The following is a 15970-nucleotide window of genomic DNA, read 5'->3' as shown; positions in this document are numbered from 1 at the left end:
CACGAAAGGCGTCCCCGCACTGTGATCACGCGGCTACGAAAGGGCGCGCGGCGCGGCGTCCTGGCCGTGCTGCCGCTGGTGGCCCTGGCCGCCTGCGCCAAAGACGCCCCCCAGGACACGCTCCAGCCCAAGGGGCCGGTGTCCCGCCAGGCCGATGACCTCATCAACCCGGTCTTCTGGGTGGCCGCAGTCGTGTTCGTGCTCGTCCAGGGACTGGCGATCTACGCCGTCATCAAGTTCCGCCAGCGCGACGACGACTCCCCCGAGCCCGTCCAGGTCCACGGCAACACCCGCCTCGAGGTGGCGTGGACGCTGGCCCCCGCCCTCGTCCTGCTCATCATCGCCGTTCCCACCATCCGGACCATCTTCGACCTTTCCCGCACTCCCGACAACGCCCTCAACGTCACGGTCGTCGGCCACCAGTTCTGGTGGGAGTACCGCTACGACGACTTCGACATCGTCACGGCCAACGAGCTCTACATACCCGCGGGCCGCTCGGTGGCCATCACCCTCGAAGGCAACCCGGCCGACGTCATCCACTCGTTCTGGGTGCCGTCGCTGGCCGGCAAGCAGGACATCATCCCCGGTCGCACCAACAAGATGCACTTCAGTGCCGACGCCCCCGGTGTCTACCTGGGCCAGTGCACGGAGTTCTGTGGCCTGTCCCACGCCAACATGCGCAACCGGGCCATCGCCCTTCCGCCCGCCGAGTTCGACGAGTGGGTGCGCAACCAGCAGGCCCCGCCCCGCGAGCCCGCGGCCGGTACCGATGCCGAGGATGGCTTCCTGCTGTTCACGGCTAAGGGTTGTGCCGGGTGCCACACCATCTCGGGTGTCTCCACCGGCAACGCCGGCCCTGATCTGACCCACTTCGCCAGCCGGTCCACCTTCGCCGGGTCGATGTTCGACACGACCCCGGCCAACCTGCGGACGTGGCTGGACAACCCGCCGGGGGTCAAGCCGGGCGCCAAGATGCCTGCGCTGGGCCTCACCGACGACGAGATCACCAAGCTGATCGCCTATCTGGAGATCCTTCAGTGACAACAGACCTGCTCCGCCCCGTCCTGGCAGGTAACGCCCGTTCGTTGGCCGATCACCTCGACGGGCCCGGGGGCCTCTGATGGCCATCGTCACCCAGCCCGAGTCGTCGAGCCCGGCCGAGCTGCCGCCCCCTCCGGGGTCGGCCCGCCCGGCCCCCCTGCGGCTGCTGCGCCGTCCCACCGACCCCCGAGGTGTGTGGGGGTGGATGACCACGGTCGACCACAAGAAGATCGGGATCATGTACTCGGTCACGGCCTTCATCTTCTTCATCATCGGAGGGGTCGAGGCACTGATGCTCCGGGTGCAGTTGGGCACCCCGGACAGCACGTTCCTGTCGGCCGAGGCCTACAACCAGATCTTCACCATGCACGGCACGACCATGATCTTCCTGGTCGTCATGCCCCTGTCGGCCGGTCTGGCCAACTACCTCTTGCCCCTGATGGTGGGGGCGCGCGACGTCGCCTTCCCCCGTCTGAACGCCTTCGGCTTCTGGGTCTTCCTGGCTGGCGGACTGTTCATGTACTCCAGCTTCTTCCTGGGTGGGGCACCCAACGGGGGCTGGTTCGGTTACGCCCCCCTGAGCCGGCTGACACCCGGGCACAACATGGACTACTGGGTGTTCGGCCTCCAGATCCTGGGCATCGCGTCCCTTACGGGTGCCATCAACCTCATCGTCACGGTGATCAACCTCCGTGCCCCGGGCATGACGCTGTTCCGCATGCCGATCTTCGTGTGGATGTCGCTGGTGGCTCAGTTCCTGCTGCTGTTCGCCCTCCCCGTCATCACCGTGGCCCTGTTCCTGCTCATGTTCGACCGCCAGTTCGGGGCCAACTTCTTCAACGCCCAGGCGGGGGCCGACCCGTTGCTGTGGCAGCACCTCTTCTGGCTGTTCGGCCATCCGGAGGTCTACATCCTCATCCTGCCGGCCATGGGCGTGGTCTCGGAGATCCTGCCCGTGTTCAGTCGTAAGCCCCTGTTCGGCTACCAGGTGATGGTGATCTCCGGTATCGCCATCGGCTTCATCGGCTGGGGGGTATGGGCCCACCACATGTTCGCCACCGGGATCGGCCCCGTGGCCACGTCGGCGTTCTCGGCGTCGACAATGTTCATCGCCGTGCCAACGGGGGTGAAGATCTTCAACTGGTTGTCGACCATGTGGAAGGGAAAGATCCGCGCCACCTCGCCGATGCTCTTCGCCGTCGGCTTCGTCACCATGTTCACGATCGGTGGGCTGTCGGGCGTGACCCACGCCATCGTCCCCCACGACACCCAGCAGACCGACACCTACTACATCGTCGCCCACTTCCACTACGTGCTGTTCGGCGGGTCGATCTTCGGTCTGTTCGGGGGCATCTATTACTGGTGGCCGAAGTTCACCGGCAAGCTGCTATCGGAGACGCTCGGCAAGTGGCAGTTCTGGCTCATGCTGGCCGGGTTCAACCTCACGTTCGGCCCGTTCCACATCCTCGGCCTCCAGGGCATGCCCCGGCGCGTGTACACCTATCCCGACGGGATGGGCTGGAACTTCTGGAACATGGCGGCCACGGTCGGGTCGTTCATGATCGCCTTGGCCGTGCTGGTGTTCATGGTCAACGTCTGGAAGGCCCGCAAGAGCCCGCTCGTGCCCGAGGACCCCTGGGATTCCCGTACGCTGGAGTGGTCGATCCCCTCGCCGCCGCCGGAGTACAACTTCGCCAAGATCCCCGTGGTCACCGCCCGTGACGACTGGTGGCACCAGAAGTACGAGGAAGACGAGAACGGGCGGGCCGTCAGGCGCAAGGAGATGGCGCCCGACGTCGTGGCCCTCCTCGGCCGGCGTTCTTCTGCGGTGGCCGTCGCTGACGGGCCCCCGCCCCCTGGCGGCGAGGGTGCGGGCGACGAGGCCACCACCGGCACCGGGAGTGGCGAAGGCGACGACACCGGCGACCACACCGGCGACCACACCGGCGACCACACCGAGCACATCCACATGCCGTCGCCCTCCTATTGGCCGCTCGTGTCGTCCTTGGGCCTGCCCGTGCTGAGCTACGGCCTCATCTACCAGTACCTGCCCGTCAGCGTGTTGGGCGGGCTGTGGATCCTGGGCAGCCTCTATGCCTGGGCCCTGGAGCCGTCGACCGCCCCCGAGGAGCCCGAGCCCGAGCTGTCCAGCTCGACCGAGCTGGCTCCCGTCTCACAGGGGACCGACTGATCATGGCTGCACCCACCAAGACCGAAGAGCACGGGGCCGCTCACGGCGACGCGGGCGGCGCCAACCACCCGCCCAGCACCACCGGGTTGTCCAACGAGAAGGTGGCGATGTGGGCCTTCCTGGGCTCCGAGTGCCTCCTGTTCGGTGCGCTGATCTCGGTCTACCTGCTCTACAAGGGCCAGGACCCCGAAGGGGCCATCACCCCCCACGACGTCTACGACATCCCGTTCACCTCGGTCAGCACGTTCGTGCTCCTCATGAGCAGCCTCACGATGGTGCTGGCGCTGGCTGCCATCCAGCGGGGCGAGCACCGCCGGTGCCGGGTCTGGTTGCTCACCACCGCCGCCTTGGGTGCCACGTTCGTGGGGGGCCAGGCCTACGAGTTCACGGTCTTCATCCAGGAGGGGGTGACCCTCAGCTCCAGCCTCTTCGGCAGCAGCTTCTATGCCCTCACCGGGTTCCACGGGGTGCACGTGACCCTCGGGGTTCTGATGTTGTTGTCGCTCTACAGCCTGTCCATGAAGGGCAAGCTGCCCAAGGAGCGGGCCGAGTCAGTCGAGCTGGTCGGCCTCTACTGGCACTTCGTCGACATCGTCTGGATCGTCCTGTTCACACTGGTGTACCTGATCAAGTGACCGACGTGACCCACTCCCAAGAAGCGGGCGAGCCCGAGGCCGAGCACGCGGGCGGCCACGACGACCACGACGGCGAGCAGCACCATCTCAGTGACTGGCAGTACATCAAGATCGCCTTGTTCCTGGCCGTGGTCACCCTCATCGAGGTGGTCATCTACTACTTCGAGGACCTGGGCGACCTCCTGACGGTCATGCTGATCGTCCTGTCGGCCATCAAGTTCGGGGTCGTGGTGCTGTGGTTCATGCACCTCAAGCAGGACAGCCGGCTGTTCCGGCGATTGTTCGTCACCGGCCTGATACTGGCGTTTGCCATCTACGCCATCGTCCTCACCGTTTCCGGGGTGTGGAGCCGCTGATGCTGGCGGCCACCGCTCCTGCCACGGCGGAGCGGGCGGGCTTCCCGGCGTGGCACTTCCACGCCGACGTGTGGGTGCTGGTGGCCCTCTTGGTGGGTGCCTATGTGCTCGCCCTGCGGGCCTACTCGGCCCGCACGGGCCGGCCCGCGGCCACCCGCCGCCAGAAGACCGCCTTCGCGGGGGCCGTCCTCACCATCTTCATCGCCTCGGACTGGCCGGTCCACGACGTGGCCGAGGGTTATCTCTACAGCGCCCACATGGTCCAGCACATGCTGATGACCCTGATCGCCGCCCCCCTTTTCCTGCTGGGCACGCCTGAGTGGATGGCCCGGCGCATCCTGTCGCCGCCCTGGCTTCTGCGCACCGTCAAGACGGTGGCCAAGCCGGTGCCCAACCTCATCCAGGCCAACACCATCTTGGTCCTCAGCCACTGGCCCCTCATCGTCGAGGGAACCGTCGAGTTCCACCCTCTGCACTTCGTGGCCCACGCCGTGCTGCTGACCTCGGCCCTGTTGATGTGGATGCCGGTCGTGAGCCCCCTGCCCGAGGTGCCCCGCCTACCCCCGCTGATGCAGATGCTGTACCTGTTCCTCCAGACGATCGTGCCCACCGTGCCGGCCTCGTTCCTGACCTTCGGGGAGGGCCTGCTCTACAAGGTCTACGGGGAGTTCCCCCGGCTATGGGGCATCAGCGCCATCACCGACCAGCAGGTGGCGGGCTTGGTCATGAAGATCGGGGCTGGGCTCTACCTGTGGGCGGTGATCATCGTGATCTTCTTCCGCTGGTACGAACGCGAGGAACGCCAGGCCCGCAACGTCCTCGTCTGGGAAGACGTGGAGCGCGAGCTCGACGAGCTCGAGAGACCGGGTGCCGGCAACCGCTAGTGACCCATTAGGGGCGGACGGCGGTGACCACGGCGTCGACCACGTCGACCTCGGTCCCGTCGGCCATGGGGCTGCGTAGCTTGACGGTGTCGGCCCGCGTGACGGTCAGGCCGAGGGCCTCCAGCTCGGCTCGGGCCAACGCCGGTTGGAGCAGGATCTCGGGGTCTTGGGGCCCGCCCGTGCCCTCGGTGAGGTTGGCCAGGTCGTAGGTGACCAGTACGAGCCGCCCGCCGGGAGCCAGGGCGGCGGCCACGCTCCGGTAGAGGGCGGCCCGCTCGGGGGGCCGGGGGTGGAAGAAGGCGGCCAGGACGAGGTCGAAGCGCCCCGCGGGGAGGCGCAGGGCGTGCACGTCGGCCTGGACGAAGGCGATCCGGTGGCCTTCCTCGCGGGCCCGGGCCTGGGCCCGAGCCAGACCGGTGGCCGCGAAGTCGACGGCCACCACCTGCCATCCCTCCGACGCCAGCCAGGCCGCGTGGCGCCCCTCCCCGGTGGCCAGGTCGAGCGCCACCCCCGGCGCCCGCGGCCCGACCTCGGCCACGACCAGCCGGTTCGGGCCTCGCACGAAGGTCTGCTCGCTCGCCGCGTAACGCTCTTCCCACCCATGACGGTCCATGGCCGGACATCCTGCCCCCCGCCGCCACCGGGCGTCGGGTTCGGCGGGGCGGGGCCGGGCGGGGCAGAATCCCACGATGTCCGGGGACCATGGCCACCCAGCGGCGACCCCGGGCCCCGTGCCCCCGAAGGTCCGTCGCATCCTGGTGGCGGCCGTCGCCCCCGCCCTGCTGGCCACGCTCATAGGCCTGGTGCTGCTGTGGCCCTCGGGTGACGGTCCCGACCGTCCCTCGGTCCTGGGCGGGGCTGTCGAGCTGGAGACGGCCACGGTCGAGAACGTGCGTCGTTCGCCGTGCATGTTCGGGCCCGAGGACCGGACGGTGTGCCAGAACGCCACCCTGCGCATCACCAGCGGCCCCGACGAGGGGTCCCAGATAACCCTCGACATCAGCGAGGGACCGGGTAACCCGAGCCTGCGCACCGGGGACGGCATCGTCGTGGGCCGGGCCACCGACCCCGTGCAAGGGACGCTCTATTACTTCGCCGACTACCAGCGGCGGGCCCCCCTGCTGGTGCTGGCCGCCCTGTTCACGGTCGTGGTCGTGGCCATCGGGCGCATGCGGGGAGTAGCCGCCCTGGTCGGGCTGGCCGTCACCTTCTTCGTGCTCGTCAGGTTCGTCATACCGGCGATGCTGGAAGGCAGCAGCCCGCTCCTGGTGGCCATCGTGGGGTCGGCGGCGGTGATGTTCGTCGTCATGTACCTGGCTCACGGCTTCAACGCCAAGACGACCACCGCCCTCTTGGGCACGCTGGCCAGCCTGGCCATCATCGCTCTACTGGCCGGGGCCTTCCTGGACGCGGCCCGGATCTTCAACCTGGGTAGTGAGGAGGCCACATTCCTGCAGATCAGCGCCTCCCAGGTCGACTTGCGGGGCCTGCTGCTGGGCGGGATCATCATCGGCTCGCTGGGCGTGCTCAACGACGTGACCGTGACCCAGGCGTCGGCCGTGTGGGCCCTTCGGGCCGCCGACCCGACAGCCGGGCCGATGGCGCTCTACCGCCTGGCCATGCGGGTGGGCCGCGACCACATCGCCTCGACGGTGGACACCCTGGTGTTCGCGTACGCCGGGGCCTCGCTGCCCCTGCTGCTGCTGTTCACGCTGGCCAGCCGGCCGGTGGGTGACGTGCTTACCGGGGCCCTGATCGCCGAGGAGATCGTACGGACGCTCGTGGGCAGCATCGGCCTGGTGGCGTCGGTGCCCATCACCACCGGCCTGGCCGCGGCGGTGGCCAGTAAAGCCCGACCGCCGGGCCCCCCGGCCCGACTACCGTCCGAGGGATGATCGACGCCCGGCGGCTCCGTACCGAGCCCGACGCCCTCAAGGCCGCTCTCGGCCGCCGGGGGGTCGACGCCTCCGCCCTCGACAAGGCGGCCGCCCTCGACGAGCGGTGGCGCCATCTCACCGCCCGCCAGGAGTCGGTCAGGGCCCAGGTCAAGGCCCTGTCCAAGCAGGTGGGGGAGGCTCGGCGGGCCGGGGACGCGGAGGCCGCCGAGGCCGCCACGGCCGAGAGCCGGCGCCTGGGTGACGAGGAGAAGGTGCTGGCCGACGAGGCCGCCGGGGCGGCCGCCGAGCTGCGCGATGTGCTCCTGCGCATCCCCAACGTGCCCTCGGCCGACGCCCCCGACGGCCTGACGGAGGAGTCCAACGTCGTCCTGCGGGTGGAGGGCTACGACGAGGCGTCCTACGGGGCGCACCAGCGGGTGCCCCACTGGGACGTGGGTGCGGCCCTCGGCATCCTCGACCTGCCGGCGGGCGCCCGGCTGTCGGGGTCGATGTTCCCCCTCTACCGGGGCGCGGGGGCGGCGTTGGTGCGGGCGCTGTGCCAGCTCGCCCTCGACCGCAACGCCGACGCCTTCGAGGAGGTGCGGCCGCCATCGCTGGTGCGGACCGAGACCATGGTCTCCACCGGGCACCTCCCCAAGTTCGAGGACGAGGCCTACCACGTCGAGCGCGACGACCTGTGGGCCATCCCCACGGCCGAGGTGCCCCTCACCTCCATGGCCCGCGACGAGGTGCTGACCGAGGACCGGCTGCCGTGGCGGCTGATGGCCCACACGAGCTGCTTCCGGCGGGAAGCGGGTTCGGCCGGGAGGGACACGCGCGGCCTGCTGCGGGTCCACGAGTTCGACAAGGTGGAGATCCTGGCCTACGCCACCCCCGGCCAGGCGGCCGAGGTCCACGCCGACCTGTTGGCCCGGGCCGAGGGCTCGCTGGCCGCCCTGGGCCTGGCCTACCGGGTGCTGGACCTGTGTGCCGGCGACCTGGGGGCGTCGTCGGCCCGGACGTTCGACATCGAGGTCTACGCCCCCGGCTGCGGCATGTGGCTGGAGGCGTCGTCGGTCTCGTGGTTCTCGGACTACCAGGCCCGGCGGGCGAACGTCCGCTACCGGCCCGAGGCCGGAGGGCCGCCGGCCGTCGTCCACACCCTCAACGGCTCGGGCCTGGCCGTGCCCCGGGTGTGGGCCGCCCTGGTGGAGACCTACCGCCAGCCGGACGGCTCGGTGGCCATCCCCCCGGTCCTTCAGCCCTACATGCGGGGCCAGACGAGGATCGGGTGAGCCGGGCCCAGGCGACCTTCGCCGTGGCCCTGGCCGTCGTGGCCCTCGGGGTCATGGTCGTGGCCGGGTTCGTGCTGTCCTGGCCCCGCCGGCGGGCGCAGACGACCTACAAGGGGGCGCCCGGGCAGTGGGCCTTCCTGGCCCACCGGGTCACCGGCTTCCTGGTGTTCGCCTTCTTGCTCCTCCACATCGTCGACGTCTCGCTCGTGCGCTGGCCGTCGCTCTACGACGACGTGCACCGTCTCTACAGCAACGTGGTCCTGCGACTGTTCGAGGTCGGGCTGCTGTTCGCCCTGCTGTTCCACGCCCTCAACGGGCTGCGCATCATCGCCGTCGACTTCTTCCCGGGGGCCATCGCCCGCGAGCGCCACCTCCTGACCGCGGCCGTGGTCCTGACGGTGGCGGCCGGCGTGCCGGGGGCGGTCGTCATCATGTGGCCGTTCGTGGAGGGCCGGTTCTGATGGCCACCCAGGTCGAGGGGCGGGGCCAGGGGCCCGGGCCCGGCCACCAGCGGCGGGGCTTCGAGGCGTGGTCATGGCTGTTCATGCGCCTCTCGGGGCTCGTCCTGGTGTTCCTGGCCCTGCTCCACTTCGCCATCACCCACATCATCAACGACGTGGCCGAGACCGACTACCGGTTCGTGGCCGAGCGCTGGGAGAACCCCCTGTGGCGGGTGTTCGACTGGCTGTTGCTGGCCCTGGCCCTGCTCCACGGGGCCAACGGGGCCCGCTGGGTAGCCGAGGACTCGGTGCGCCGGCCCCGGGCCCGCAAGGTCGTCAAGGGCCTGCTCTACGGGGCCAGCGCGGTCCTTTTCGCGTACGGCACCTTTACCATCGTGGCGTTCTCCCCCGCTTGACGATGCTGCCCACCACCTCGCCCCCGCCCGCTCCCGCAGCTCCGAGCCGGCGGGGGCCGGTGGCGTTGGCCATCGTGCTGGCGGTCGTGCTGGCCGGGGCCGTGCTGGCCCTGGCCCTACGCGATGGTGGCGACGGCGGCGGGGGCGTGGGAGTAGGCCCGGGGGCCACGGTCGCGCCCGCCCGGCAGGGCGTGTTCGACGAACTGATGGCCCAGGTGGCCGAGGTCCGGGGCCTGGAGTGGACCGGCCCGCTCGACCTCAAGGTCGTCCCCAAGGACGAACTGGTCGAGCTCGTGCGGGAGTCGTTCACCGAGGACACCGACGAGGCCGAGGTGGAGGCGGTGGAGGCCACGCTCAAGTTGCTGGGCCTGCTGCCCGCCGACCTCGACTACGGGCGGCTCATCGAGGACCTCTTGGCCGAGCAGGTGCTCGGCTACTACGACCCCAAGACCAGGGAGCTGTTCGTAGGGGGCGAGGGAGGGGACACCGGCGCGTTCGACGTGGCCACCCGGCTGGTAATAGTCCACGAGATGGTCCACGCCCTCACCGACCAGGTGTTCAACTTCGGGCCGGCCACCATCGCCCTCGACGAGCAGGACCGCACCGAGGAGCTGACGGCCTACAGCTCGCTGCTGGAGGGCGACGCCGTACTGACCACGGAACTGTGGGCCGAGCGCCACCTCACGAGCACCGAGCGGCTGTCAGCGGCGTTGGGGGGAGGCGGTGACATCAGCACGTTCCTGCGGGCGCCCGAGTACGTACGCCAGTCGCTCTTCTTCCCCTACCGGGAGGGTCTGGAGTTCGTGCGGGGCCTCCACCGGGCCGGCGGCTTCGCGGCCGTCGACGCCGCCTATGCCAACCCGCCCACCTCCACCGAGCACATCCTGCGCCCCGCCACCTACCAGGCCGGCCAGCAGCCGTCCCCGCCCCCGATGCCCGACCTGGCGGCGGCCACGGGCTGCGCCCAGGTCTACACGGGCGTGGTCGGCCAGTTCGACATGCGGGCCGTGCTCGACACCCACCTGACCCTGGCCGATGCCGACAGGGCCGTAGAGGGGTGGAACGGCGACGCCCTGTCAGTCGTACGCTGCGGCAACTCGCTGGGGCTGGCCAACCGCTGGGCCACCGACCCCGGCACCGACCCCGCCCGCCTGGTCGAGGCCCTCGGCCGCTGGGCCCGGCAATGGTCAGGGGGCGGTCAGGGCCCGACGGCCGACGGCCGGTTCACCGGTCCCCGGGGATCGGGCCGGGTGGTGCGGGCCGGTCCCAACGTGGAGCTGGTCCTTGCCCAGGACGCCTCCACCCGGGACCTGCTCGTGCGGGCCCTGTCGCCGTCGTAGTGCCACACCGGTTACCTCAACGGTTGTCCGTGGGCTCGGACGACGCCGCGGGCCGCAGGATCAGCTCGAAGGCGACCCAGATCGTCTTCGAGAACGGGTAGAAGACCAGGGGCGCGATCACGGCGGCCACCGCCCCGCCGGTGAACACCGGCCACAGGCTGGCATCGGGCCGGGTGGCCAGGAGCCATATCAGGGGGGCGATGCACAGGATCACCAGGAGCGCCTCGGCCACCACCAAGTTGACGACGTAAGCCCCCAGGAAGAACCCCTCTTCCCGCTCGAAGCGGTACCCACAGCCCGGGCAGTGGTCCTTCATCCTGAACCAGCTGCGGAACAGCCGGCCGGCCCCGCATCGAGGGCACCGCTTGACGAGCCCTCGGGCCAGCATCCGGGCGGGAGCGGGTTCGGGCATCAGGCGCGCCGCGCCGGCGATCAGTCGATCTCGCCGAGCGCGGCCAGCACGTCGGCGTCGTCGGCATCGGCCTCGGGGCCGTAGGCCATCACCAGCGTCCCGTGGGCCGAGCACAGCGGGCAGACCAGCGCGGCCACAGCCAGCATGTCGGCCGGATCGGACGCGCCCTCCGTCCGCTCCAGCGCGTCGATCTGCACCTCGGCCGCCGGGCTCTCTTGGTGGCAGGTCATGCATACGACGTGCCCCGCAGGGCGCACTGCCATCTGGCCGCGGTAACCCTCGAGCTCGAAGGCGGCCATCAGCTCGGCCAGCGTCCGGCTGTTCACCGACTCGGGGTCACCCATCCTCTGGCTTACCTCCGCTCCTGCCACCGGCGCCTTCGCCGCGGCCTCGACGCACTAAGGAGCAGGCTACTGCCGGGCCCGGTGCCCGTCAGTCGCGAGGGGTGTGGCGATGACGACGTCCTGGTAGCTCAGGTGGTCGGCTCGTCCTGACCAGGACCCGAACCGGATGGGCTCGATGACACGGAGGCCGTTGCTGGCCAGCAGGGCACGGAACCGGTCTTCGGGGTAGGCCACGGCCGCACACGGGACCTCTTCGCGCTCGACCAGGTGGTCCCCTCGGTCGAACCGGAATGTCAGGTCGCCGCTGGCGCCGCCGGCCAGCGCGGCCCGGGCCTCGTCGTTCATCAGGAAGGCGGTGACCAGGAAGCGCCCGCCGGGTCTGAGGACCCGCGCCGTCTCCCGCAGGTAGTTGCCCACGTCGTCGGGGAGCATGTGGGTGAAGACCGACGTCGCAATGGCCACGTCGAACGACCCGGTCTCGTACCCGAACACGTAGTCCCGGGCCGCGATGGTGCCTCCCGGGTTGTAGCGGTCGTTGTAGATGTCGGCCAACCGGAACTCGAAGTTGGGGAAACGGGGCGAGATCCGCGACTGGCACCACTCGACGCCCACCGGGACGATGTCGAACCCCTGGTAGCTGCCACTTGTGCCGAGGTAGCGAGTGAGGGGCACAGCCATGCGCCCGATGCCACAGCCCACGTCGAGCACCGAGGCCGTGGGGCGGAGGTCGGCCAGGTCGACGAGGTAACCGAGGAAGCTCTCGCCCACCTCCTTGAACGATCCTCCGACGTATTTCACAAGGTGGCGGGGTGGGGTGAGCGAATGGCGCCCGCGCAGGATGACCTCGCCCCGTTCGACCACCGTCCGGACCACCCGCCGGGCGGGCCGGGCCAGCGATGAGAACCCGCTCGTCACAGCCACCTTGTTAGTCCACCGGCTGCCTGCTCTGTCGGGTTCATGCGGCCGCCTGGCCCGCCTGGCCCGGCTGGCCCGCGGGGCCCTCGTCGAGCAGGTCGAGCACCGCCTCCTCGACCGGGCCCCAGCCCACCGGGGTGAAGGGCGGGCCCGTGACCGCCCGTTCTGTCCGCCCGTGAGGGAGGGCGGTCCCGAGGTCGAAGGCGACCGCCTCCAGCGCCCCGAGGATGGTCCGGCCTTCGCGGAAGCGGTCTATCAGCCGGGGGTCCACGTAGGACGACCGGCACACGGCCGGTGTGTTGCCCAGGTAGTGGGCCACCTCGGAGATGGCCCGGGCCACGGCCCGCTTGCGGCCGTGCTCGGACGCGGCGTTCTCCGAGACGGCCAGCGCCACGGCGGCCAGGACGGTGGCGTTCCACGTCCTGAAGTCCTTGGCCGAGAACTCGCGCCCCGCGCAGCCCTTGATGTAGGCGTTGATGTCGGCCGATCGGACGTCGACCCAACGCCGGCCGTCCTTCCACACCAGCAGGTCGTCGGGCCCGCTCCGGCGGCGCTTCAGGGCGGCCAGTACGTCGACGACCGCGGGGTCGACCACCGAGTGGGCCCGGCGCTGGCCCGACTTGGCCACGTAGTCGAACGTCACGTGGTCGCCCGCGATCGTGACGTGCCGGCGCTGCATGGTGGCCAGGCCGTACGTCTGGTTCTCCTCGGCGTAGCCCTCGGTGCCTATGCGGAAGAAGCCGAGGTCGAGCAACCGGGTGGCGCACGCCAGGACCCGCTCCCGGCCCAGGCCGGGCTGGTCGAGGTGGGCCCACACGCACTGGCGGACCTGGGGCATGGCCCGTCCGAAGTCGAGCATGTGGTCGAACTTCTCCCGGTCGCGGTGGGCCCGCCAGAGGTCGTGGTAGCGGTACTGCCGGCGGCCTCGGGCGTCCACGCCGGTGGCCTGGATGTGGCCGCGGGGGTCGAGGCACACCCACACGTCGGTCCACGCGGGCGGGATGACCAGTGCCCGGATGCGGTCGAGCTGGTCGGGATCGGTGACCCGCTGGCCGTCGGGGCGCACGTAGGTGAAGCCGCGCCCGGCCCGCCGCCGGCGGATGCCAGGGGAGTTGCAGTCGCTGCGGCGGAGGCGGTAGGTCATGGCGGTTCGGCGGTCGTCTACCCCGGCTTCGTCGGTTTCGACCCTGGCTCGCCGGGGTAGGCGCGCCCGGATGAAGAACGTCGTGCCCCCGACCCCGCCGTTCCCGCCTGTCGACCCGCCGGCCCCCCACCCCGGGCCCGGTCCCATCCCCGTCCCACCGGTCCCCGAGCCTCAGCCCGACCCGCCCGTCCCCGACCCTCAACCCGTCTGACCGGGGGTCCCCGTCCCCGTCCACATCGGCACGTCGGGTTGGCAGTACGCCTCCTGGCGCGGCCGCTTCTACCCCGAGGGTCTGGCTCAGCCGCGTTGGCTCGGCTACTACGCCGAGCGGTTCACGACCGTCGAAGTCAACAACGCCTTCTACCGCCTGCCAGATGCGTCCACCTTCGAGGCGTGGGCCGCTCGGACGCCCCCCGACTTCGTGATCGCCGTCAAGGCCAGCAGGTACCTGACCCATGTCAAGCGCCTCGACGAGCCGGCCGAGCCCGTCTCCCGCCTTCTCGACCGGGCCAGCCATCTGGGGCCCAAGCTCGGGCCGGTGCTGATCCAACTGCCCCCCAACCTGCGGGTCGACCCCCGCCGGTTGGCGGCCACGCTGGACGAGTTCCCCGCGGCCGTCCGGGTGGCCGTCGAACTGCGTCACGAGTCATGGTTCTGCGACGAGGTGAAGGAGCTCCTGGAGGAGCGAGAAGTGGCCTTGTGCCTGGCCGACAGCCCGCACCGGCGCACCCCGTTGTGGCGTACCGCCCCTTGGGGTTATCTACGTATGCACGAGGGCCGGGCGGCGCCCGCCCCCTGCTACGGGCGCCGGGCGCTGTCGAGCTGGGTGGAACGCCTGGCTGAGGGGTGGGGCTCGGCGGACGACGTGTTCGTCTACTTCAACAACGACACCAACGGCTGCGCCCCGCGAGACGCGGCCATGTTCGGGCGAGCGGCCCGGCGGGCGGGCCTCGACGTCGGCCGGCTGCCGACCGCCGGTTCGGTGAGGGCCGGCTGATCGGCTCTCGAGGTTTCCCTCGCGGGAGCTCAGGCGGCCTGGGGAGCCGAGAGACGAGCCGATGGCTCCTCTTCTTCGTCGGCCCCGCTGATCCTCTCGGCGACGTCGGCCAGCTCGAGATGGATGGCGGCGATCTCGCGTTCTATCGCCTGGGAGTCTTCGGTCCGGCCTTGTACCTCGGCCCGGCGCTTGTTCTCGACAAGTTCGACGAGCTGAAGCTCGAGGCCGACCATGTGGTCCTCGAGTCTCGGGTCTGTCATGGTCGGGTATATGCCCAGGGGCGGTGCCTGCGAACCCTGCCCCGCCCTATGGTGGGGGCCTTCACACCCTGCACAAGGAGGTGGGCGGATGAAGTTCCTGGTCATCTGGCGCATGGAGATCTCCCGTCTCAGCGCCGACATGATGAAGACCGTTCTGACCATGCCCGACTACGCCAAGCCCCTGGAGGCGTCGGGCAAGGTGATCGGCCGCTACCACATCGTCGGTTCTCACGGCGGGGCGTGGATATACAACGTCGAGTCCAACGACGAGCTCGAGATGCTGCTGGCCAAGTCGCCGGTCTACAACTTCGCCCACTTCCAGGTCTTGCCATTGGCGGATATGTCGTCTTTGCCCCTGAGCCCGGGGTAGGCCGCGGGTCATGGCACCGCAACCGCTCGAAGACTTGATCGAGAAGCTGGCTGGCGCGGTGGCGATCGACACCGTGGCTAAGCCGTTGGCCAAGAAGGTCGCCTCCACCGTCCCCCACGGACCGGCCAAGGACGCCTTGAGCGGCACCTGGCTGGGCCACCCGCTCCACCCGCTGCTCACCGACCTGCCCATCGGGTGCTGGACGAGCGCCATGGCGCTCGACCTGTTCGGGGGTCGCCGGGGGCGTCCGGGTGCCCAGTTCCTGGTGGCCGCCGGCATCCTGGCCGTGGTCCCGACGGCGGCCACCGGCCTCTCTGACTGGTCCGACACCCTGGGCGAGGACCGTCGCCTGGGCTTCGTCCACGCCGTCACCAACACCGTGGCCGTCGGCCTGTACGCCCTCTCGTGGAGGGCCCGGCACCGGGGGGAGCACGCCAAGGGCGTCGTGTTGGGCTTGGTCGGGGGCACGGTGGCCACGGCCAGCGCCTACGTCGGCGGCCACCTGGCGTGGCGCCGGGGGGTCAACGTCGACCGCCATGCCTTCCAGCACCACGAGGACGGCTGGATCGACGTGGGCTCTTACTCGGACCTGGAGGACGGTCGCCCGGTGGCCACCTCGGTGGGGGACGACGACGTTCTCATCGTGCGGCTGGGCAACGAGGTCTTCGCCGTATCCGACGTGTGCGGCCACGCCGGTGGCCCTTTGCACGAGGGAACGGTCGAGGGCCGCTGCGTGACCTGCCCGTGGCACGGGAGTGTGTTCAGCCTCGACGACGGCCACGTCGTGCACGGTCCGGCCACCGGCCCCCAGCCCGGCTACGACGTGAGGGTGATCGAAGGCCGCGTCGCCGTGCGCCACCGGTAAGGCCCCCTTTGCCTCTCCGTCGCCACCGACCGTCCCGCTCGCACGACGAGGCGGGGCCGGCCGGTGCGGCCGGGGGTACGGGCCCGGCCGGAAGTGCGGGGCCGGCCGGGGGTGCGGGCCCGGCCGGGTTGGGGCCGGCGGGTGCGGGCGGTCCGGAGGGCGGTGGGGCGTTGGCCGGGGCCGAGGGC

Annotated in this window: 20 protein-coding genes; 14 read left to right on the top strand and 6 right to left on the bottom strand. The window is 70.4% G+C overall.

Annotation, left to right across the window (positions count from 1 at the left end; all coding sequences use genetic code 11):
• Positions 1-21 precede the first annotated feature (21 nt).
• The 5 genes from coxB to AB1673_13325 all read left to right on the top strand — a co-directional run bounded on the left by coxB (position 22) and on the right by AB1673_13325 (position 5107).
• On the top strand, positions 22-1041 hold the full coding sequence (gene coxB / locus AB1673_13345) for a cytochrome c oxidase subunit II (GenBank protein ID MEW6154952.1): 1020 nt from the start codon (positions 22-24) through the stop codon (positions 1039-1041).
• A gap of 205 nt (positions 1042-1246) precedes the next feature.
• Positions 1247-3232: a cytochrome c oxidase subunit I gene (gene ctaD, locus AB1673_13340; GenBank protein ID MEW6154951.1), complete on the top strand. Its 1986-nt coding sequence runs from the start codon at positions 1247-1249 to the stop codon at positions 3230-3232.
• Positions 3233-3234: 2 nt separating this feature from the next.
• The gene (locus tag AB1673_13335; protein MEW6154950.1) at positions 3235-3867 is read left to right on the top strand and encodes a heme-copper oxidase subunit III; all 633 of its coding nucleotides are present in this window, start codon (positions 3235-3237) and stop codon (positions 3865-3867) included.
• Complete coding sequence (locus AB1673_13330) at positions 3864-4223, top strand: cytochrome C oxidase subunit IV family protein (protein ID MEW6154949.1); 360 nt, start codon at positions 3864-3866, stop codon at positions 4221-4223. Before AB1673_13335 ends, AB1673_13330 begins: the two co-directional genes overlap by 4 nt.
• Positions 4211-5107 carry a cytochrome c oxidase assembly protein gene (locus tag AB1673_13325; GenBank protein MEW6154948.1) on the top strand — a complete coding sequence of 299 codons (897 nt, stop codon included), beginning with the start codon at positions 4211-4213 and terminating at the stop codon, positions 5105-5107. Before AB1673_13330 ends, AB1673_13325 begins: the two co-directional genes overlap by 13 nt.
• A gap of 7 nt (positions 5108-5114) precedes the next feature.
• Here AB1673_13325 and AB1673_13320 read toward each other — a convergent pair whose 3' ends face one another.
• Positions 5115-5720: a class I SAM-dependent methyltransferase gene (locus tag AB1673_13320; GenBank protein ID MEW6154947.1), complete on the bottom strand. Its 606-nt coding sequence runs from the start codon at positions 5718-5720 to the stop codon at positions 5115-5117.
• Positions 5721-5796: 76 nt separating this feature from the next.
• Here AB1673_13320 and AB1673_13315 point away from each other — a divergent pair, with 76 nt between their 5' ends.
• Genes AB1673_13315 through AB1673_13295 form a run of 5 tightly spaced genes read left to right on the top strand, consistent with a single transcriptional unit; the run spans position 5797 to position 10475 of the window.
• On the top strand, positions 5797-7002 hold the full coding sequence (locus AB1673_13315) for a YibE/F family protein (protein ID MEW6154946.1): 1206 nt from the start codon (positions 5797-5799) through the stop codon (positions 7000-7002).
• The gene (gene serS / locus AB1673_13310) at positions 6999-8279 is read left to right on the top strand and encodes a serine--tRNA ligase (GenBank protein MEW6154945.1); all 1281 of its coding nucleotides are present in this window, start codon (positions 6999-7001) and stop codon (positions 8277-8279) included. Before AB1673_13315 ends, serS begins: the two co-directional genes overlap by 4 nt.
• On the top strand, positions 8276-8740 hold the full coding sequence (gene sdhC / locus AB1673_13305; protein ID MEW6154944.1) for a succinate dehydrogenase, cytochrome b556 subunit: 465 nt from the start codon (positions 8276-8278) through the stop codon (positions 8738-8740). Before serS ends, sdhC begins: the two co-directional genes overlap by 4 nt.
• Positions 8740-9135 (top strand): succinate dehydrogenase hydrophobic membrane anchor subunit, encoded by a 396-nt coding sequence (locus AB1673_13300; protein MEW6154943.1) that lies wholly within the window; start codon positions 8740-8742, stop codon positions 9133-9135. The genes sdhC and AB1673_13300 overlap by 1 nt, the downstream gene beginning before the upstream one ends.
• Complete coding sequence (locus AB1673_13295; protein ID MEW6154942.1) at positions 9132-10475, top strand: hypothetical protein; 1344 nt, start codon at positions 9132-9134, stop codon at positions 10473-10475. The genes AB1673_13300 and AB1673_13295 overlap by 4 nt, the downstream gene beginning before the upstream one ends.
• A gap of 16 nt (positions 10476-10491) precedes the next feature.
• Here the strand turns inward: AB1673_13295 and AB1673_13290 are convergent, their stop codons facing one another.
• From AB1673_13290 to AB1673_13275, 4 genes are all read right to left on the bottom strand, one after another.
• The gene (locus tag AB1673_13290; GenBank protein ID MEW6154941.1) at positions 10492-10887 is read right to left on the bottom strand and encodes a DUF983 domain-containing protein; all 396 of its coding nucleotides are present in this window, start codon (positions 10885-10887) and stop codon (positions 10492-10494) included.
• A 20-nt stretch (positions 10888-10907) separates the two neighbouring features.
• Positions 10908-11231, bottom strand: a complete 324-nt coding sequence (locus AB1673_13285; protein MEW6154940.1) for a hypothetical protein — start codon at positions 11229-11231, stop codon at positions 10908-10910.
• Between the two features lie 66 nt (positions 11232-11297).
• A complete protein-coding gene (locus AB1673_13280; protein ID MEW6154939.1) occupies positions 11298-12146 on the bottom strand; it encodes a class I SAM-dependent methyltransferase in 849 nt (282 codons plus the stop codon).
• A gap of 40 nt (positions 12147-12186) precedes the next feature.
• Positions 12187-13290 carry a DNA topoisomerase IB gene (locus AB1673_13275; GenBank protein MEW6154938.1) on the bottom strand — a complete coding sequence of 368 codons (1104 nt, stop codon included), beginning with the start codon at positions 13288-13290 and terminating at the stop codon, positions 12187-12189.
• 70 nt (positions 13291-13360) lie between these two features.
• Here AB1673_13275 and AB1673_13270 point away from each other — a divergent pair, with 70 nt between their 5' ends.
• Together AB1673_13270 and AB1673_13265 are read left to right on the top strand one after the other, a co-directional pair.
• Positions 13361-13501, top strand: a complete 141-nt coding sequence (locus tag AB1673_13270; GenBank protein MEW6154937.1) for a hypothetical protein — start codon at positions 13361-13363, stop codon at positions 13499-13501.
• A 24-nt stretch (positions 13502-13525) separates the two neighbouring features.
• Positions 13526-14287, top strand: a complete 762-nt coding sequence (locus AB1673_13265; GenBank protein MEW6154936.1) for a DUF72 domain-containing protein — start codon at positions 13526-13528, stop codon at positions 14285-14287.
• Positions 14288-14316: 29 nt separating this feature from the next.
• Here the strand turns inward: AB1673_13265 and AB1673_13260 are convergent, their stop codons facing one another.
• A complete protein-coding gene (locus AB1673_13260; protein MEW6154935.1) occupies positions 14317-14547 on the bottom strand; it encodes a hypothetical protein in 231 nt (76 codons plus the stop codon).
• Between the two features lie 88 nt (positions 14548-14635).
• Here AB1673_13260 and AB1673_13255 point away from each other — a divergent pair, with 88 nt between their 5' ends.
• Positions 14636-14917: a muconolactone Delta-isomerase family protein gene (locus tag AB1673_13255; GenBank protein ID MEW6154934.1), complete on the top strand. Its 282-nt coding sequence runs from the start codon at positions 14636-14638 to the stop codon at positions 14915-14917.
• Positions 14918-14927: 10 nt separating this feature from the next.
• Entirely contained in the window at positions 14928-15782 is an 855-nt protein-coding gene (locus AB1673_13250; protein MEW6154933.1) for a Rieske 2Fe-2S domain-containing protein, read from the top strand.
• Positions 15783-15970 lie beyond the last annotated feature (188 nt).

The organism is Actinomycetota bacterium (genome assembly GCA_040754375.1).
Lineage (GTDB): Bacteria > Actinomycetota > Acidimicrobiia > Acidimicrobiales > AC-14 > JBFMCT01.
This window is presented reverse-complemented; position numbering and strand designations above follow the sequence as displayed.